14 protein-coding genes are annotated in these 19,560 nt (G+C 60.9%); 6 read left to right on the plus strand and 8 right to left on the minus strand.

Going from position 1 to position 19,560, the window contains the following annotated elements:
* Positions 1-128: 128 nt before the first annotated feature.
* The 5 genes from glgB to EOS_RS15215 all read right to left on the minus strand — a co-directional run bounded on the left by glgB (position 129) and on the right by EOS_RS15215 (position 12,316).
* Positions 129-2,345, minus strand: coding sequence for a 1,4-alpha-glucan branching protein GlgB (gene glgB, locus EOS_RS15195; protein WP_047847488.1), 2,217 nt, complete (start codon positions 2,343-2,345; stop codon positions 129-131).
* Entirely contained in the window at positions 2,338-5,727 is a 3,390-nt protein-coding gene (treS, locus tag EOS_RS15200) for a maltose alpha-D-glucosyltransferase (RefSeq protein WP_200908649.1), read from the minus strand. Before treS ends, glgB begins: the two co-directional genes overlap by 8 nt.
* A gap of 89 nt (positions 5,728-5,816) precedes the next feature.
* Positions 5,817-9,212 carry a maltotransferase domain-containing protein gene (locus tag EOS_RS15205; RefSeq protein WP_047847489.1) on the minus strand — a complete coding sequence of 1,132 codons (3,396 nt, stop codon included), beginning with the start codon at positions 9,210-9,212 and terminating at the stop codon, positions 5,817-5,819.
* 392 nt (positions 9,213-9,604) lie between these two features.
* Positions 9,605-11,248, minus strand: coding sequence for a glycogen synthase GlgA (gene glgA, locus EOS_RS15210; protein WP_047847490.1), 1,644 nt, complete (start codon positions 11,246-11,248; stop codon positions 9,605-9,607).
* 411 nt (positions 11,249-11,659) lie between these two features.
* Positions 11,660-12,316: a DUF1345 domain-containing protein gene (locus tag EOS_RS15215; protein WP_047847491.1), complete on the minus strand. Its 657-nt coding sequence runs from the start codon at positions 12,314-12,316 to the stop codon at positions 11,660-11,662.
* Positions 12,317-12,577: 261 nt separating this feature from the next.
* Between EOS_RS15215 and EOS_RS15220 the strand changes: the two genes are divergently transcribed.
* The 4 genes from EOS_RS15220 (at position 12,578) to EOS_RS15235 (ending at position 17,117) form a co-directional block, all read left to right on the plus strand.
* Positions 12,578-13,132 carry a sugar dehydrogenase complex small subunit gene (locus tag EOS_RS15220; RefSeq protein WP_047847492.1) on the plus strand — a complete coding sequence of 185 codons (555 nt, stop codon included), beginning with the start codon at positions 12,578-12,580 and terminating at the stop codon, positions 13,130-13,132.
* 102 nt (positions 13,133-13,234) lie between these two features.
* Positions 13,235-14,836, plus strand: coding sequence for a GMC family oxidoreductase (locus EOS_RS15225; RefSeq protein ID WP_047847493.1), 1,602 nt, complete (start codon positions 13,235-13,237; stop codon positions 14,834-14,836).
* Positions 14,837-14,859: 23 nt separating this feature from the next.
* On the plus strand, positions 14,860-16,224 hold the full coding sequence (locus EOS_RS15230; RefSeq protein WP_053063886.1) for a cytochrome c: 1,365 nt from the start codon (positions 14,860-14,862) through the stop codon (positions 16,222-16,224).
* Positions 16,225-16,379: 155 nt separating this feature from the next.
* Entirely contained in the window at positions 16,380-17,117 is a 738-nt protein-coding gene (locus tag EOS_RS15235; RefSeq protein ID WP_053063887.1) for a metallophosphoesterase, read from the plus strand.
* A 35-nt stretch (positions 17,118-17,152) separates the two neighbouring features.
* On the opposite strand, the gene EOS_RS15240 is transcribed toward EOS_RS15235, so the two are convergent.
* From EOS_RS15240 to EOS_RS15250, 3 genes are all read right to left on the minus strand, one after another.
* The gene (locus EOS_RS15240) at positions 17,153-17,872 is read right to left on the minus strand and encodes an RES family NAD+ phosphorylase (protein ID WP_047847544.1); all 720 of its coding nucleotides are present in this window, start codon (positions 17,870-17,872) and stop codon (positions 17,153-17,155) included.
* Between the two features lie 14 nt (positions 17,873-17,886).
* Positions 17,887-18,309, minus strand: a complete 423-nt coding sequence (locus tag EOS_RS15245) for an MbcA/ParS/Xre antitoxin family protein (RefSeq protein WP_047847494.1) — start codon at positions 18,307-18,309, stop codon at positions 17,887-17,889.
* A gap of 150 nt (positions 18,310-18,459) precedes the next feature.
* A complete protein-coding gene (locus EOS_RS15250; RefSeq protein WP_047847495.1) occupies positions 18,460-18,726 on the minus strand; it encodes a DUF2866 domain-containing protein in 267 nt (88 codons plus the stop codon).
* A gap of 210 nt (positions 18,727-18,936) precedes the next feature.
* Between EOS_RS15250 and EOS_RS15255 the strand changes: the two genes are divergently transcribed.
* Both EOS_RS15255 and EOS_RS45945 read left to right on the plus strand, forming a co-directional pair.
* Positions 18,937-19,158 carry a hypothetical protein gene (locus EOS_RS15255; RefSeq protein WP_047847496.1) on the plus strand — a complete coding sequence of 74 codons (222 nt, stop codon included), beginning with the start codon at positions 18,937-18,939 and terminating at the stop codon, positions 19,156-19,158.
* A 19-nt stretch (positions 19,159-19,177) separates the two neighbouring features.
* Positions 19,178-19,540, plus strand: coding sequence for a hypothetical protein (locus EOS_RS45945; protein WP_235442825.1), 363 nt, complete (start codon positions 19,178-19,180; stop codon positions 19,538-19,540).
* Positions 19,541-19,560 lie beyond the last annotated feature (20 nt).

Consider the following 19,560-nt stretch of genomic DNA (forward strand, 5'->3'; position numbering starts at 1 on the left):
CAAACTTAAACCGACCACAGACCCAAGCAGCAGCAACCCGGCATTGACCCCGACCGCTAACCCCGAATCATCCCCTTCCGACCACCTCCACCCACTCCCCAAAAATCCCGGATCGAGTGCGAACAACGCTAATCAGCACGCAGCACAATCGTCGCCAACGGCGGCAAAGTCAGCGCAGCAGACCACTCCCACCCATGACTAAAAACATTCTCGGCGTGAATCACGCCCCCATTCCCCATGTTCGATCCACCATAAATCGAAGCATCCGAATTAACGATCTCACTCCAACGCCCGCCACGCGGCAACCCAATCCGATACCCCACCCGCGGCACCGGCGTCATATTCGAAATCACCACGCATTCACGACCCTCACCATCAGTCCGACGAAACGCAAAAACGCTATTGCCAGCGTCATCGCCGATCAGCCAGTCAAAACCCCGTGGATCGCTATCAAGTTTGTGCAGCGCTGGTTCCTCGCCATACACCCGGTTCAAATCGCGGACCAGCCTCTGCAACCCGCCATGGAACACATCGTCAAGCAAATGCCAGTGCGGCGATGTATCGTGATTAAACTCCCCGAATTGACCAAACTCACCACCCATGAACAACAGTTTCTTGCCCGGATGTGTCCACATGAAACCCAGGTACGCACGCAGATTCGCAAACTTCTGCCAGTGATCCCCCGGCATCTTGCCAATCAACGAACCCTTCCCATGAACCACTTCATCATGCGAAAGCGGCAGCACGAATCGCTCGGAATACGCGTAGACCATCCCGAACGTGAACATGTTGTGGTGATACTTTCGATTGATCGGATCCTCTTCCATGTAGTGCAACGTGTCGTGCATCCAGCCCATGTTCCACTTGAAATCGAACCCTAGTCCGCCGCTTTCCAGCGAAGCAGTGACGCCCGGCCACGCCGTCGATTCTTCAGCAACCGTAATCGCGCCGGGAATCTGACGGACTTCGTGGTTGAGACGCTTGAGGAATGCTATCGATTCGAGATTCTCGCGGCCGCCATACCTATTCGGCACCCATTCGCCCGCCTTGCGCGAATAGTCGCGATACAACATGGAAGCCACCGCGTCCACGCGCAAACCATCGACGTGATAACGCTTTAGCCAAGCCAGCCCCGATGCCACCAGGAACGCGCTAACCTCGTTACGGCCGAGGTTATAGATCATCGTGTTCCAGTCCTGGTGATATCCCTCGCGCGGATCCGCGTGCTCGTAAAGCGGCGTGCCGTCGAACTCGACAAGACCGTGGGCATCGTTCGGAAAATGCGCCGGCACCCAGTCGAGAATGATCCCCAGCTCCGCTTCATGCGCGCGGTTCACGAACTCGGCAAATTGCTCAGGCGTCCCGAACCGCGCCGAGGGCGCGAATTGCCCCAGCGGCTGATATCCCCACGAGCCGCCGAATGGATGCTCGGCAATCGGCATGAATTCCAGATGCGTGAACCCCATGCTCTTCGCATACGGAATCAGACGCTCGGCAAGCTCATGCCAGTTCATACCGCGGTTGCCTTCCTCCGGCACCCGCAGCCACGATTCCGCATGAACCTCATACACCGAGATAGGCGCGTTGACGGTCTGTCTCGGACCGCGTGTGTTCATCCACTCGCTGTCGGTCCAGGCGTATCCATCGATAGCATCAACATCCGCCACCACCGAAGCGGTCGCCGGTGGCCGCTCGCTTTGCATCGCGCACGGATCGGCTTTCAACGGCAACGTGTGGCCGTCGCGCGAGACGATCTCGTACTTGTAGCGCGTACCCGCGCCCAAACCCGGCACGAACAGTTCCCAGACGCCGACGTTGTGGCGCAGCCGCATCGGATGCCGGCGGCCGTCCCACGAGTTGAAGTCGCCGACCACAGAAACACGCCGCGCATTCGGCGCCCAGACCGCAAACCGCACACCGGCTACGCCGCCATGTACGACCGGTCGAGAGCCAAGGCATTCCATGACCGCATACGGGTCCCCACCGGAGACGCGGTTCAACGCTTCATCGCTTAGAACGGGGCCGAACGAATAGGTATCGGCGACTTCCTGCGGCGTGCCGTGCCAATCGATATTCAACCGATACGGCTGCATTTCATCGATAAACCCGACAAACAACCCCGCCGGGTGAATCTTCGTGAGCGTGCCGAGCGGCTTGCCGCTGTCGCGCTCAAGCACCTGCACCCCGGACGCACCCGGCAGCAGCACGCGAACCACGGGGCCGGCGTCGGTCTGATGAAGCCCAAGCTTCGAAAACGGATCGGGATGGCGAGCGTCGACGAGCGCGTCGATATCGAGCGGATGCAAACCTTCGGTCAGCATCCTGGCGTCAGTGCGCTTATTCATGTTCGTTTCCATCGGAGCTGTCCTTGAATGCGGGGTCCACGGGCCGCGAACCCGGCGCGGGCGGTGCGCCCGTATCGCCCAGCAGGCGGCTCGCAAGCGACGCGAGGCCACGCAACGGCAAGCCAATCCAGGTCGGACGGTTCGCCGCTTCATAGCGGATTTCGTAGGCTGCCTTCTCGATCAGGAAGAGGTCGAGCAGGGCGGCCTGCGTGGCTTCGTCGCCGGCAATCGGTTGCGGAGAAGCCGCCACCGCCGCGCGATATTCGATCAGGAACGCTTCTTCGCCATGACCGCGGAGGCGCTCGAACAACGCGCGCTTGCGATCGGCGGTTGCCTGCGGCGCATTTCCGGTCGTCGGTTGCGCCGCCGCGCTGGCATACGACAAGGAACGCAATAAGCCGGCCACGTCCCGCAACGGGCTCGACTTCTTGCGGCGTTCCTCCAGCGGCCGGGCCGGTTCACCTTCGAAGTCGATCAGGAAAGCATCGCCCTGCGCCATCAGCACCTGGCCCAGGTGGAAGTCGCCGTGAATACGGATGCGCAATGCATCGGCGTTTTCCGGCACCAGCTTTTGCACGGCTGCAAGCAGCAGATCGCGGCGATCGAGCAGGCTCTGCGCCATCGCGCGATCATGCTCGTTGAACTCCAGGAGCTTTGCCGCCAGGATGTCGAGCGCCGTGACGAGCAGCGTGTGCGTACTGTCGTTCCAGCTGCGTACGTCCTTCTTCGACGCCTTTTCGGGCGCAAAAGCGGGGTCGTCGGAGGGTCGGGCGAGCGCGACGTGCAGCTCGCCCAGCCGCTGCCCGATGATCCCCGTGACCTTCCTGTAGCCTTCGATGCCCAGCACTTCCTTCTCGCGATCCATCGAGTGGTCGTCGGTATCCACGGCCAGCGCGAGTTCATCCACGGTGCGGCGCAGGTAATCGAGCGCGTAATTCCAGGCATCGCCCTGGTTGTCGATGAAACCTTGCAAAATGCACAGCGTATGCGGCACGCCTTCCGGATCCACCCGCACGACTTCCCCGAACAGCGGTCCCGTGTTCTCGTAACCGAGCTTCGTCAGATGCCGGCTCATTTCGGCTTCCGGATGAATCCCGCCAACCAGCCGACGCACCAGTTTCAACACGACCTGATCGCCGATCACGAGCGAACTGTTGCTCTGTTCCGCAGCTAACCAGCGGATTTCCGGCAGCGGTTCGCCGGGCTTGATATCGAAGTTCAGCGCTTCAAGCCGTTCGGTCGGAATAAAGCAGATTTCGCTTTTCTGAACCGTGGGAATGACGGCCCGTTGCTTGAGTTTGCGCAGCACGCCGTAGGCGAAATTGGGGACCGCGAAGGCATCGGTGATATGGCCGATATTGCGGACCTGGCGCACACGCGCGAGCGCGAGCTGCATATAGAGCGGCGAGGTGGTTTCAGTGCCCCATGCAATCGTGAGCGGCAGCACGTAGCGTTCGACGTGGTCGCCGACATCGGCTTCGATCTCCGTGAACGCAAAACCCGCTTCGGGAATGGTCGTCAATGCCGCGAGCCGTACGCCGACCAGCGTCCGGTCCTTCGATGCAAACCAGCGCCGCTTGCTCAAATAAGACGGCAGCACTTCCGATTCGAGCAGCCGCACGTTTTCGGGTGTCGGGCCGGTCTGGCCGGCACGGATCACCATCGTCACGAATTCGGGCAGTTGTTCGGAGGGTGCCTGGCTCCATGCTGGACGCTGATTGCCCGGGCACAACTGGAACCACAGGAAACCGTAGGGCGGGAAGGTCAGCAAATAGGTGAGCTGGCCGATCGGCGGGAACGCAGAGTCCGCGGTCATTTCCAGCGGCACCGAACCGGCGTATTCGGACAGATCGAGTTCCACGGCCTGAGGTGCACGCGACAAGTTCGCCACACAGAGGATCGGCGGTTCGCCCTCGACCTCGCGCAGATACGCGAGGATCTTGCGGTTGTTCGGACGCAGGAAGCGGATCGCGCCTCGTCCGAACGCCTGTTTCCCGCGACGCACCGTGAGCATCTTGCGGGTCCAGTTGAGCAGCGAGTGCGGGTCGCGGCTCTGCGATTCCACGTTCACGGCGTCGTAGCCGTAGAGCGAACCCATGACCGGTGGCAGCACGAGCTGCTCGGGATCGGCGCGCGAAAACCCGCCGTTCCTATCGGATGACCACTGCATTGGCGTACGTACGCCGTCACGGTCGCCGAGGTGGATGTTGTCGCCCATGCCGAGTTCATCGCCGTAATAGATCACGGGCGTGCCCGGCATGGACAGCAGCAGCGAATTGATCAGTTCGATGCGTCGCCGGTCGCGTTCCATCAGCGGCGCGAGACGCCGGCGAATGCCGAGATTCAGCCGCGCGCGACGGTCACTCGCGTACGTGTTCCACAAATAATCGCGCTCGGAATCCGTCACCATTTCGAGCGTGAGTTCGTCGTGATTGCGCAGGAAAATCGCCCACTGGTTGGTCGGCGCGAGATCCGGTGTCTGCCGCATGATGTCGGTGATCGGGAAGCGGTCTTCGCTCGCAATCGACATATAAATGCGCGGCATCAGCGGGAAGTGGAAGGCCATGTGGCATTCGTCTTCGTCGCCGAAATATTCCTTCACGTCTTCCGGCCATTGATTCGCTTCGGCCAGCAACATGCGGTTCGGATATTCCGCGTCGATGGTCGCGCGAATCTTCTTCAGGATTGCGTGCGTTTCCGGCAGGTTCTCATTATTCGTGCCTTCGCGTTCGACAAGGTACGGCACCGCGTCCAGCCGCAATCCATCAATACCGATATCCAGCCAGAAGCGCATCACCTGCAGCACTTCCTTCAGCACGGCGGGGTTATCGAAGTTCAGGTCCGGCTGGTGGTTGAAGAAGCGGTGCCAGTAGTACTGCCCCGCGACCGGATCATGCGTCCAGTTGGACGGCTCCGAATCGATGAAAATAATCCGTGTGTCTTCGTACTTCTTGTCGGTATCGGACCAGACATAGTAGTTGCGATGATTCGAGCCCGGCTTCGCCAGACGCGCGCGCTGGAACCACGGGTGTTGATCGGACGTGTGGTTGATGACCAGTTCGGTGATCACGCGAATCCCGCGTGCGTGCGCTTCCTGGATGAAACGCTTCACGTCGCCGAGGGTGCCGTAATCGGGATGCACGTTGCGGTAATCGGCTATGTCGTATCCGTCGTCACGCCGTGGCGACGGATAGAACGGCAGCAGCCAGATCGTGTCGACGCCGAGTTCCGAGATGTAATCGAGCTTCGCGAGCAGGCCGGGGAAATCGCCGATGCCGTCGTTGTTCGCATCGAAGAAGGATTTGATGTGGATCTGATAGATGATCGCGTCTTTGTACCAGAGCGGATCGTCGCTGAGAGTCGAGTTCTTGTTACGCTTCACGTGTCGCTCCTTGAGTCGCGACGGTGTTCTGTCCCGGCTGCGTGAGTTGTTCTCTGCCACGTCGGCTGATGCCGTCGTGATGATGACCTTCAGATGACCGTCTGCGCCCTCGGCAATCCCCACGTCGGCGCGATTCTCCAGATCGCGAACGGCCGCGTGTTGGGATCGAGGCGGATGTGTTGCTGTCTGCCGCGCCATTCGAAACGCTCGCCGGTCATCTGGTCCTCCACGGCCAGCGCGTCCCACTCCTGCACGCCCCAATTATTCAACGTCTGCCACGGCAGTTCCACGTCCGCGCCTTGTTCGTTGAACGGATCGAGATTGATCGCGACCAGCACGACATTGTCGCGCGCCGCATTCGCTTTCTCGAAGAACAGGATGTTGTCGTTGTGAGCGGGAAGGAAGTTGACGCCGAGATGCGAATGGAGCGCCGGATTTGCTTTCCTGATCCGGTTCAGCGCCGTGATTTCCCCGACGATATTCCCCGGCCGGTTCCAGTCCCACGCGCGGATCTGATATTTCTCCGAGTCGAGATATTCCTCGCTGTTCGGCAGCGCGGCCGCTTCGCATAACTCGAAACCGCTGTACACGCCCCACAAACCGGAAAGCGTCGCGGCGAGCGCGGCGCGGATCACGAAGCCGGCGCGCCCCGAGCGTTGCAGGAAACGCGGGTTGATATCGGGCGTATTGACGAAGAAGTTCGGGCGGAAATAATCCCTCGCGTCGGTTTGCGTCAGGTCGTGCATGTACTCCAGGAAATCGCGCTTCGACTCGCGCCACGTGAAGTACGTGTACGACTGCGAGAAACCGAGCTTGGCGAGGCGGTTCATCACGCGCGGACGCGTGAATGCCTCGGCCAGGAAGATGGCGTCGGGATGACGCCCGCGCACGTCGGCGATCACCCATTCCCAGAACGGGAAAGGTTTGGTGTGCGGGTTGTCGACACGGAAAATCTTCACGCCCGCCGCGATCCAGAACAGGAACACGTCGCGTAGTGCCAGCCAGAGTTCCGGCTTCGCATCTTGCGCGTAAAAATCCGGGTTCACGATATCCTGATACTTCTTCGGCGGGTTCTCGGCGTATCGCAAGGTGCCGTCCGGCCGCCAGGCGAACCACGTGGGATGCTCCTTCAGCCACGGATGGTCCGGCGAACACTGCACGGCGAAATCGAGCGCAATTTCCAGGCCGTGAGCGCGAGCGGCGTCCAGCATCTGCTTGAAATCATCGAGATTGCCCAGTTCCGGATGCACGGCGTCATGGCCGCCTTCCTTGCCGCCGATGGCGTACGGGCTGCCTACATCGCCGGGTAACGCTGTCAGCGCGTTGTTCTTGCCCTTGCGGTTGGCAATGCCGATCGGGCTGATCGGCGGGAAGTAGAGCACGTCGAAACCCATCTCGCGGATACGCGGCATCTTGCCGATCACATCGACAAAGGTGCCGTGGCGATTTTCGTCATCGCTCATGGAGCGCGGGAAGATTTCGTACCAGCTTGCGAAACGCGCGGCGGCGCGTTCGGCGTCGATACGATACGTCACCGGATCGCGCGACAGGAACGGCCGGTGCCGCGCCGCTTCGATCGCCAGCGCCGTCTCCGGCGCGAGCGTCAAGGCAAGCCGCGTGCTTGCATCGGCTTTGGCGAACTGCTTGACGATGCCTTCCAGCGGCTCCGTCTCGGCGCCTTCCGTGGTTTTCACTTCGGCCAGGATCAACGCGAACAAATGCCGCGCTTCTTCGAGTTCCAGTTCGACCGTCTGGTCGGCCTTCAGCTTCTTCTGCATGTGATCGATCAGCGAAGCGAAGTCGTCGCGCCACGCGATCACCGTGAATTCATGACGGCCGAGGCGATCCAGCGGAATATGGGTCGTCCACAGGTCATTGCCGAGCGGTAGGACCGGCACCATTTGCGTTTCGTGCCAGTCGGTTTCATCGGCGGCGCGCCATTGCACGGCGGCCGCGATCTTGTCGTGGCCTTCCGAGAAAATCGCGGCCGTGATGTCAGCCGCTTCGCCGACGATCCGCTTTGCCGGAAAGCGCCCGTGATCGACCGAAGGCGCCACGCTTTCGATCGCCACCCGTGGCGCCAGCAATGCCTCGTTCACCATTTTCTTGTCGGCGGCCTTGGAGCCGCGCTTGACTTGCGGTTGCGCCAGCAGGACAGGTGGTTCGGCGACACCACGCAGCAGGTGCACTTCGCCGGGCTGCAGCAGGAAGGGTTCGAGCGGCAGCGGCGTTTCCGACGTGTCCTCGCCGATAGCCCGGAACCGCGTGAAGTTACCCGGCGCGCCGTCCAGCAAATGACGCGTATCGACGTAAACCGGCGTGGTGAGATCGGGGTTCAGCACGATCAGCGCCGCTTCGCCCGCGATCCGCAGATCCGGGCCGCTGCCGCGCAGGATGGCGGCGTAAGGCGTCCCCGCGCCGGTCAGCGCGCGCAGTTCGCCGGTGCTCGCGAGTGCGGCGGAGTTGCGTTGCAGGGCGTTCGCATGGGCCACTTCCGCCGATACGTTAAAACGCGCCCCGTCTTTGGCGCGCCGGAATTCTTCCGCGCTGCCGTGGTTGTAGGTGAGCGGTTGCGTGACGCCGTATTCGAAGCCCATGGGCACAAGCAGGCCGGTGCCTATGCCCGCCGCCGTGTAAAGCGCGCGCCGGTAGGCGCGTTCGACCAGCGAGGAGTCGCCGGTATCGGGGAGATCGTGCAGCAGGCGCGAGCCGTACGGTTCCTCGGGAAACGCAATGGGCGGCGCAATGCGAAACAGCGCAGCGTGTTCGTCGAAGAGCCAGTTGCTCTGGAAATCCCACCATCTCGACGATGAAAACACCGAGTCGAATCCGGCATCGGCAAGGCCGGCGAGATCCTGGCGGCTGATGCCCACCGTCCACGCGAGCCATTTCGTTTGCGGATGACGTTCGCGAACCGCCGCGCCAAGCCGCCGCCACACATGCGCCGGTACCTTGTGCGGCGCCTCGAAGCGAAAGCCGCCAATACCGGTGTCGGCGAGCAGCATCAACTCGCGTGCCCACCATTCGGTGAGCGCCTGGGCCGCTTCGCCATCGCCGAAATTGGCATGCGCCGCGCTTTCCTCGTGCGGCGCGTGACGCGGATCGAGCCGGGCTTCAGCCGCTTCGAACGGATGGAACCAGTGACGGTTGTCCCGGAACAACCCCCCCTCGGCGCTGACCTGATCGAGGGTGATATCCACCAGCAAGGTCAGGCCGTGCTTGCTCGCCTGACTGGCAAGCAGACGCAAACCGTCGCTCGCGGGCGCGTCGGATTCGAAGACAGCATGAAGTTTGTGATGATCGGCCACCGCCTGCCGATGGCCGTTGCTGCCCGGCTGGAACGGTGCGCCGATCAGGACGTGATCGAAGCCCAGCGCGGCGGCATGTTCGAATTGCGCGGACCACTCGGGCAATGGTCCGACGAGAAGCGGGTCGATGAAATAGATTCTGGGCGCATACGCTTGAAGCATTTGATGGTGTTCCATCGGTCGTCTTTTCCAGTTCGTCCTGCTATGGCGTGGATGCGGGAAAACGCGATCGCGCTCAACCAGGCAATAAACCAACCGCAAGAACGGCAACGGCAGACGAGCCTCAGACAGTCTTCAAAGCACCAATTCCGGGGTGACGAGTGCGGCGCGTATCGTCATCTGACAATACGCCGTTCGGTGCGGCGCCAGGGTCGCAGAGGGGACACAGCACGTAGCGTGCCGCGGCCTCGCCGTGTTTCCCGGCGTGTGTCGGAGCCTGAGCTTGCCCAAGTGTTCGCGACCGGCATGCGGTTCAGGTCAGACGACATTCGCTCGTGGTGCATTGCAATCCAAAACGCCACGAGCGGCCAACCGTGTAACCGTACCATCGAACGGCGTAGCGTGGAACGTCAGGCGCTGCGTGCGACGAATTGCGCCTGCTCCGCTTCGCGACGCTCGGCCTCGGCTACCGTGACGGCCGGCACCGCCCGAACCTTGACCGGCACACGGCGAGTGCGCAACGGCGCTTTCGCGGGACGTGCATCGGTGAGACCCGCGTATAGCTGGACATATTTCGCTACCGCATGGTTCCAGCCGTAATCGCGTGCCATCGCGTTGCGTTGGAGCGTGCGCCATTGCTGCGGACGCATGAAGACGTCGATGGCGCGCGTGGCGGCGGCGATCACGTCCTGCGGACGGTCGCCGTCGAAGAGAAAACCCGTGGCCGGGCGAAAGGACGTTGCGCCCTCGAAGCCGCCGAGCGGGGATGTTTGGAAACCTGCCCGATGCCCCGATGCCTCGGCCGCATCCACGATCGTATCCGCCAGCCCGCCCACGCGCGACGCCACGGGCAAGGTGCCATAGCGCATCGCGTAGATCTGCGTGAGGCCGCAGGGCTCGAACCGGCTGCCGTGCAGGAGAATGTCAGCACCGGCATGCAGCACATGCGCGCGGCGCTCGTCAAAACCTATATAGACACCGACACGATCGGGCCATGTCCGCGCGAGGCGCCGAAACGCGGTTTCGATATGCGCTTCGCCCTTGCCGAGCACGGCGATCTGCAAACGCGGATGCTGTTCCAGCAGCGCGGGAATGGCTTCCACGGCGACATCGGCCATTTTCTGCGATGTCATCCGGCTGCCGAGCGCGATCACCGGCGCGAAGGGATCGGTGGGAAGGCCGAACATCTGCTGCAGTTCGCGCTTGCAGGCGTGTTTGCCGCGCATATCGTCGAAACAATAATTGCGGGCAACCTGCGTATCGGATTTCGGGTCCCAGGTCTCCACATCGATGCCGTTGATGATGCCCGACAGCTTGCCGGCACAACTTTGCAGCACACCTTCCATCAAGTGGCCGAAGCGCGGGGTGAGGATTTCGCGGGCATACGTTTCACTGACGGTGGCGACGTGGTCGGCATGCACAATGCCGGCTTTCATCAGACTCAATGCACCATAAAATTCGATGCTCTGCGGTTCCGTCAGCGCGGGCGCGAGCCATTTTTCGGGCACGCCGAGCGCTGCACCAAGCGAGAGCGAATAGTTGCCCTGGAACGCCAGATTGTGGATCGTGAATACACTTTTTGCGTGCACGCCGGCTTCCTTCATGAGCAGCGGCGTGAGACCGGAATGCCAGTCGTGTGCGTGCACGATGTCCGGCTTCTTGACTCCTCGAATGCCTTCGGCGATCTTCACTGCCGCCGCCGATAACGATGCGAAACGAATGGCGTTGTCTTCGTAGTCGCGTCCTTTTGCATCCTGATAGAGGCCTTCGCGTGCGTATAAATGATCCATGCGCAGCAGGATCACGGGCACACCGGTATCCGGCATGCGGCCGCGATAAAACGCGCCATCACCGCCGGGAAGCCCCGTCACGGAAGCCACCTTTTGCAATTCATTGATCGTCTGCAACGCTTTCGGATAGGCCGGAATGAGGATCGCGGCGTCCACTCCGGCCTCACGCAACGCAGCGGCGTATGCGCTGACCATGTCACCCAGTCCGCCGGTTTTGGCAAGCGGCACGGCCTCTGAAGCGACAAGCAAGACGTTCAAGGACAAAGCGGACTCCTGGCGTTTGATGGATGAAAAGCGATGGGAATGCGCTCGGCCGGAAGGGTCGGCGGCCGCATGCGTCCGGTGCTTTTATCGGGGGGAAGAGGGGGTGCCGGATAGCCAGAGCAAGGCGTGTGCCAAGTTCTTATGATTCTGCTGAATCCGGAAGAAGCAATAGTCGTTTGAGACACGCTGAGCTGGACGCTCAGCGGGCAAATGGAGGCATGTAAAAAAGCACGCGTCGGACGCGGCGTTTTTACATGGCGTGGCCTGGAATCGTTATATGAAATTCCGGTCTGTCTGTGCGCTAGCAGACCAAGCGCCAGGAATTGTCAGCCATCCAGACTAATTTATTAGATATGGCAATTACGCCCGAATCGAATGACGGATGGCGGCAAAATTTGCTCTAAGCGCGATTCAAGGCCCAAGCAAACTCGCAGCCGTGTTGACACATAAACCGATTACCGCGGCATTAAAGAAGAACGACAAAATGGATTGCGCCAGCGCCGCTCGCCGGACTTCGTTGGAGCAGAGCACGACATCCGAAGTCTGCGATGCCACCGCGATCGTGAATGAGAAATACAGGAAGTCCCAGTAGTCCGGCTTGAGGTGGGCATCGGGAAACTTCAGTGAGGTCTCGTTTCCCTCAGACTGATAGTAGTGTCGTGCGTAGTGAAGCGTGAAGATGGTCGGGATGAGGAACCACGCACCCAGCATCGTGAATCCGGTCAGCAGATAGTGGAACAGCGCGCCGCGCAAGCCCAGGTTCTTTGCCGCGGCCAGCTCGAACACGATCGCGATAAGACTCGCTACGGCGGCCAGGCTGATGATGAGCAACACCATGCCCGCGTTCTCGTCTTCGCGCTCGGCGAGTTCCTGCACTTTGTCCTGCTGTGCATTCGCCATTCGGATCCAGATAAGCACAAGATACAGCCATACGGTACTGTCCCATCCGATGAGCCCGCGCACGATCGGCGTGAAACCATGTGGAACCAAAAGCGCCACGAACACACCAATCACGAGGGCAATCACTGCCCGCGGGCGATAACGAAGTACTTGGGGAACGAGATTCATTTTTTATAGCGCTCGGGTTATGACGGTAAGCTGGCACGGCGCGGTATCGTGCAGGCCAATCGCAGAATACCGGCGCCCACAAGTGCCGCGATTATTGCCCGTGCACCTTTCAATTTCCAGTGCGCTCGGGCTTGGGTCTTTATCGGGTTCATCGTGCAAAACTTCGGCCGCCGCTTGGCGCGCCTTGAAATTATTCGGGCGATATCGGAACGTGCAATCGATCATCGACTCTCTGAGAAACGCGAATTGGGACCTCACACCATGACACCATTTGAACACCCCATAGCGCGCGCACACTCGGCCACACGCCGGCGTTTTGTTCTCGGCGCTTGCGCATCCGCAGTCGCGCTTGCGTTTGCTTCGGCGGGGTTCGGTTTCCCTTCATTGTTCACCCAGGCTTTCGCCGATACCCCACCTGCCGGTCTCGACGGTTTCCTCCTGCTGTCACGCAAACTCACCGGCCGCACGAACTTCGACCCCGTGCTGGCGCAGCGTGTGTATGACGCGTTATCGAAGTCGGACAGCGAGTTTGTCGCCAACGTGAGCGCACTGAATACCTGGCTCGCGGCGCATGGCGGCGTGCCGTCGGACACGGTGACCGAGGCGCTCAAGGCCGACACGCCCAAGCTTGCCGGCACCGTCACCGCCGTCATGCGGGCGTGGTACCTCGGTCTTGTCGGCGATGCACCGCGCATAAGCGTGGTCGCCTACGAGCGGGCGCTGATGTTCGATCCCGTCAACGACGTGCTGACCATTCCATCGTATTGCCGCGACGTGCCGTTCTACTGGACGCAAAAGCCGCCCGGCGCGGCCTGAACGAACGTATCAAAGAACGCATCAAGAAAAGCACCAAGCCGGCGCGCCGCTCGACAGCGCGACCGAAGCAGATAAAAACCTACCCTCACAGGACAACAACAAATGGCAAATTCGAATTCGGCCGATGTGGTGGTCGTCGGATCGGGGGTTGCGGGCGGTCTCGTCGCGCATCAGCTCGCGAGCGCGGGCGCATCCGTGATCCTGCTCGAAGCCGGGCCGCGTATTCCGCGCTGGCAGATCGTCGAGAACTTTCGTAACTCGCCGGCGAAAGGCGATTTCGCTACACCGTATCCGTCCACGCCCTACGCGCCGCATCCACAGTATTCACCCGAGAACCACTATCTGATCCAGAAGGGCGAGTATCCGTACGCGTCGCAATACTTGCGGCTCGTGGGCGGAACGACGTGGCACTGGGCCGCCGCCGCATGGCGTTTGCTGCCCGCCGATTTCAAGCTGAGGACGCTCTACGGCGTGGGCCGCGACTGGCCGATCCCTTACGAGACCCTCGAGCCCTGGTACTTCGCTGCCGAAGTGCAGCTTGGTGTGTCGGGCCCGAGGAACAACGTGGATCTCGGTTCGCCGCGTTCCAAACCGTATCCCATGGACATGCTGCCGTTGTCCTACATGGACCAGCGTTTCTCCGATGTCCTCAACGCCCAGTCATTCCACGTCGTGCCGGAACCGGTCGCGCGTAACAGCCGCCCCTACGATGCCCGCCCGACTTGCTGCGGCAATAACAACTGCATGCCGATCTGTCCGATCGCCGCCATGTACAACGGCGTTACGCACGCAGAGAAAGCGGAGCGCGCGGGCGCGAAGCTGATCGCGCAAGCGGTCGTCTACAAGATCGAAAGCGACGACAAAGGCTTGATCACCGCTGTCCATTACAAAGACCCGAACGGCAACAGCACGCGTGTTACGGGCAAGCTCTTTGTGCTCGCGGCTAACGGTATCGAAACGCCGAAGCTGATGTTGCAGTCGGTGTCGGACAAGTTCAAGAACGGCATTGGCAATAGTTCGGATCAAGTCGGCCGCAACCTGATGGACCACCCCGGCACAGGCGTGACCTTCCTCGCTAACGAGCCCGTGTGGCCGGGCCGCGGGCCGATGGAAATGACCTCCATCGTCAATTTCCGCGATGGTGCCTTCCGCTCCGATTACGCGGCGAAGAAGCTGCATTTGTCGAACGGCGTGCCCACCATGTCGGTGACCGCGGACCTGATCGCGAAGGGTTTGACCGGGGCGGAGCTCGACCGGCAGATCCGCGACCGCGCCGCGCGCACCATGAACATCGACAGCTTCCACGAGCATCTGGCGGAGCCGCAGAACCGCGTGGTGCCCTCGTCGGATCATAAGGATTCGCTCGGCATTCCGCAGCCAGAGATCTATTACTCGATCAACGACTACGTGAAGAAAAGCGCGGTGGATACGCGTGCGCACTATGCGCGGATCGCGGAATTGTTCGGCGGCACGGAGATTACCTTCGACGATAAATTCGCCCCGAACAACCACATCATGGGTACGACCATCATGGGCGCCGACCCGAAGGATTCCGTCGTGGATTCCGAATGCCGCGCGCACGACCACTCGAATCTCTTCATTGCCGGAAGTGCGGTGATGCCGACGGCGGCATCGGTGAATTGCACGCTGACGCTGTCCGCGTTGTCGCTGCGTCTCGCCGACAAACTGAAGAAAGAACTTTGATTGTGCGCCGACGGAGATCCACGATGAAGAACCACCAACCTCGCGACGCGAAGACATTCAACAAGCGCCTCGGCGGCGCGCTCGCCGTGCTTGCGCTTGCCGTAGCCGGTGTGAGTTTCCACACGCTGATTCAATCGGCGCAGGCGCAGAACGGCGCAGCTGAACCCGCGGTCGTGCAACGCGATACGCAGGCCGGCGCGGCGCTGATCAAACGAGGTGAGTACCTCGCGCGGGCAGGCGATTGCGTGGCGTGCCATACCGCCGACAAGGGCCGTCCGTTCGCGGGCGGTCTGCCGATCAACACGCCATTCGGGACTATCTATACGCCCAATATCACGAGCGATCCGGATACCGGCATCGGCCGCTGGACCGACGCGGATTTCCTGCGCGCGATGCACGAAGGTATTGGCAAGAGCGGTGAGCGCTTGTATCCGGCGTTCCCGTATGCCGAATACACAAAGGTCACGGACTCGGACGTCCTCGCGATCCGCGCTTATCTGAATACGCTCGCGCCGATCCACTACGCACCGCCACGCAACGAGCTGTCGTTTCCGTTCAACCAGCGCTGGCTGATGGTGTTCTGGAACATGTTCAATTTCAAGGAAGGCCGTTTTGTCCCCGATCCGCAGCAGAGCGCGGAATGGAATCGCGGTGCTTATCTGGTTGGCGGTCTCGCGCATTGCGAGGAATGCCATACGCCGCGCAATTTCACGCAAGGTCTGAAAACGAGTGAACGTTTCAGCGGCGCCGAGTTGTCCGGCTGGCATGCGTTCAACATCACGCCGGACAAAAACGCGGGTGTCGGTGCATGGACCGACGACGAGCTGACGCAATATCTCGCCGCTGGCGTCGCGCATGGCCGGGCGAATGCGGCCGGTCCGATGGCGGATGTGGTCCAGAACAGCACGCAATATATGACGCCTGAGGATCTGCGTTCGATGGTGGTGTACTTGCGCTCGGTGCCGGCGCAAAGCGGCGGCGACACCCGTCCACGCGATTCCTTCGGCAAGCCGACCAACGCGGACGTCACTGCGATGCGCGGCACGTCGATCAGCGGCGTGAGCGGTGCGCAATTGTTCATTGCGAACTGTGCGACGTGTCATAGCTGGACCGGCGAAGGCCGGGGCGGCAACGCGGCGGGCGCGTATCCGTCGCTGATTCATAACAGCGTGGTGGGGGCATCGGCGGCGAATAATCTGACGATGGTCATGCTGCACGGCGTGAACCGCGAGACGAAAAACTCGACGGCTTTCATGCCGGCTTTCGGGAGCGAGCTCAGCGATGAGCAGATTGCCGCCATCAGCAATTACGTGACGAAGACATTTGGCAATCCGCAATCGACGACATCCGCCGATCAGGTCGCCAAACTGCGTTCGACGCCGCAATAGGTACGCTTTGATCGAGATTCCGCGGCAATTATTGCCGTGGAATTTCGATCGCATTGCGCATCGGCGATGGCCATTTCAGAATGTGGAGGGATAAACTCGTTGGTAAGCGAGTTGGCGCGCATAACTGCGCGTTTTGTAAGATTAAAATTACTGCCATGACTGCTTCTACCTATCCTGTCGTTTGCTGGCATCCGGCGAACAAAATTGGCCGCGACCTTGTGGTTGGCGATTTGCACGGCTGCGTCGACGCCCTGCGTTATCTGCTTAGCGAAATCGGTTTCGACGGCTCACGTGATCGGCTGTTTTCCGTGGGCGATCTCGTCGATCGCGGCAGCGATTCGCTCGCGGCCATTGATCTGCTGGATAAACCCTGGTTCTACCCCGTGCTTGGCAATCACGAAGATGCGCTGTGTGCGGTTGCGGCCGGCAGGATGCAGCGCCACATGTGGTATTCGATCGGCGGTGCGTGGGCGGCGAACCTCACGAACGAGCAACTCAAGGTGATTGCCGCGAAGCTGGCGAGTGTTCCGTTGGTGCGGATTGTTGGCGATGGCCCGACGCGTTTCAACGTGCTGCACGCGGAGTTTTTCGGCAGTGACGCCGATCTGGAGGTGGCGTATTTCCCCGACGATGTCCGGCAGCAGATGCTGTGGGGGCGTTCGCTTGCGCTGGGGACGGGTAAGCCTGCGTGGCAGCGGGGGTTATCGCCGACGTATTGCGGGCACACGCCCATGAAGGCGATCAAGCAGATCGGGTCGCAGATTTTTATTGATACCGGGGCGTATACCGACGATGGACGGTTGACTATCGTGGAGGCGGGTACTGAGCAGCGCTGGTCGGTGAAACAGGGCTGGGCGAGTGCTGAGGGGGCGCGGGAGTTGGCCCTACCATAGCGGTTTTTTCACCCCCCGAGTGGGAACGGAACGCTTCATCCGACTTTGCTCATCTCAAAGACGTTGATCACCGTCTCGCCGTTCCACTCGTATTCCAGATACGCGGCGTGATGACAATCGCGCAGCAGGGTGGTGCGGAAAGCGGCGAGGCATTCACCTCCGCGATCCCGCACCGACGGATACGCGATTCCCGGTGCGCCCGCTTCCCGCGCCTCACGTCCCAATGCCTGGCCCGCGACATAACTGGAGGGCGAAAGAATCGCCGGGTCGAGCGCAGCTTGTTCCAGCCGGCCATTGCATAGATCGACAACGTCGCCTTGCGCCGACACCGTATAAAGCCGCATCTGCTGGCGCAACGGCGCTTGCTTCGTGTCCGCGAGAAACAGCGCCGAGTGATAGCGCGTTTCCTCGATAGCCGTTCGCCTTTCTCGCGCGCAATAAAACACACCGTAGGTGCCATCGGAGAAACGGCTGCCGTTCGGATTCAAATGCGTGAAGGCCGCCATGATCGGGCCATAACCCGCGCCGAACTGGCGCTCGGCAACCGGCACCAGATCCAGTTCGCCCACTTCCGTGCGCAAGCGGTCGTTGGTCATGGCCTCGAGCGCGTAAAGGGCGTCGAAATCCTGCGGCGACGCAACCCGATCGAAGAGATTGACAGCGGGGAAACGCGTGGGAATCACACGATAAGCCGGCGCCCAGTTGAGCTCGGTGTGCGGCCAGACAGCGTGCCAGTCGTTTTCAGCTTGCGGCAGATTGGATAAGTCGCTCACGCCCAACCGCCTCGCATCGCATCGAGATATTGACGAACCGCCACCAGATCGCTCACGTTGCCCGCAAGCATGCGGTCGAGCGCGCGCCGCCCGCCGAATGGCGGCGCGGCATTCGCACGCTTGATCCAGCCGTCCGCGGCTTCAGCTTGCGGCAACAGGATCTGCAAGGCCTTATAGATGCCGAGAATCAGCGAAAGGCGCTCGAGCGTGTCGCGGCCGAGACGCGCCGTTTGCGGCGCAGCTTTCCATTTGAAGAAGGTGGAGCGGCCGGGAGAACCGAGCAGGACGATCTGCTCATCGGCTGAGAGAGCCCAGTCGCGCGCGATATTAAAAAACGCCCGCAAGCCGGCCGCGGACATGTCAGCGACCGAAGGCTGTGGCGAAGGAACGGAACGCGGGACGCGTTGGGCGCGTTGCATAAAAAAGTCTCGTTAGGAACTTGATTCGTATATTAGTCCATTTGTGGACTATATCAAGTTTTAACTGAGACTGGGAGTGCGTCCGTGGTTCAGTGGCGCTAAAAAGCGCCGGCTGCGGATATTACGACGGCGCTCGGCAGGCGCCGCGCTTCAGACGCTACCATCGATATCCGTGGGACCGTAGCGCCGGCCCGACACGTGAGCGCGCAACACTTCCGCGATTTCGGACGTGGTGAACTCTGCCGGCACGACGCTCAGTTGGCTGCACGGATCGCTTTTGCGCGCCCATTCAACCATTCGATACGGCTTGCCCCACGGCCGTTCGACTGTTTCGGAAAGCCGGCATTCATGCAGCGGCAGGGCGTGCTCGGTTTTCATCGTGGACTTGATGTTCTGAAATGATGCGCTGGCGGCCATGACGTGTCCTCGCGGTGAAAGCCTTGATTAAGAGCCGCCAACGGTGGCGGCGATAAAAGCTCGCGTTTGTAATGTGCCCTCTGACAATTAAGCCCAACTTAAAACCAGACGGGTTTACGTGCACACTTGGCATTGCCGCACGAATGCTTTTCCCTCGCGTGGCATTACTGTATATTCATACAGGTGAGTGCTTTTGCATGGACACGAAACATGAACAGTCATTCTTCTGCTGAAGCCGCCGCACTCGCGCGATACGTGCAGGCAACCCGCGCGGTATCGGCCGCATTTGAGGCCACGCGCAGCGAACCGGAACTTGACGCGGACGGCCGCGCCGTCGCGCTGGCACTACAACGGCTGGATAGCGCGTTGCTTGAACTCGACACATCGCAGCGCTCGCTGGACGCTATACTTTCGCGCGCTGGCGGACACTGAACAATCTGGAGCACTTGCTGTGAGACTTGTTTTATCCACACTTTCTTCGAACGTCGTGCTTGCGGTTTTGGCGGGATTCATGGGTTTTGGCTCGCTGGCCGCCGTGGCCGCCGAGCATTACGTCGAAGTCTGGAATCCGCCCGAATCGCAACTGCATAAAGCGAAGGTCAAACCGCGCGCCACGCTGTCGGCGCAGGCGAAGAAGAAGCGCAAGAGCGGTCCGGTCGTCAAGCAAGTCGCCGATAAAACCAACGTCGCGCCGCCGGCGTTATCTACAACACCGTCGAATCCCGGTCGCCCGAAAGCTGCGCCGAAAGCCACAGACCCAACGCCGCGCCTGCCGCCGCTGATCGGACCGGACGGACGTGTTTTGCGCGTGTGATTTTGCGTTGATAGTGCGCG

Source organism: Caballeronia mineralivorans PML1(12) (assembly GCF_001028175.1).
Lineage (GTDB): Bacteria > Pseudomonadota > Gammaproteobacteria > Burkholderiales > Burkholderiaceae > Caballeronia > Caballeronia mineralivorans.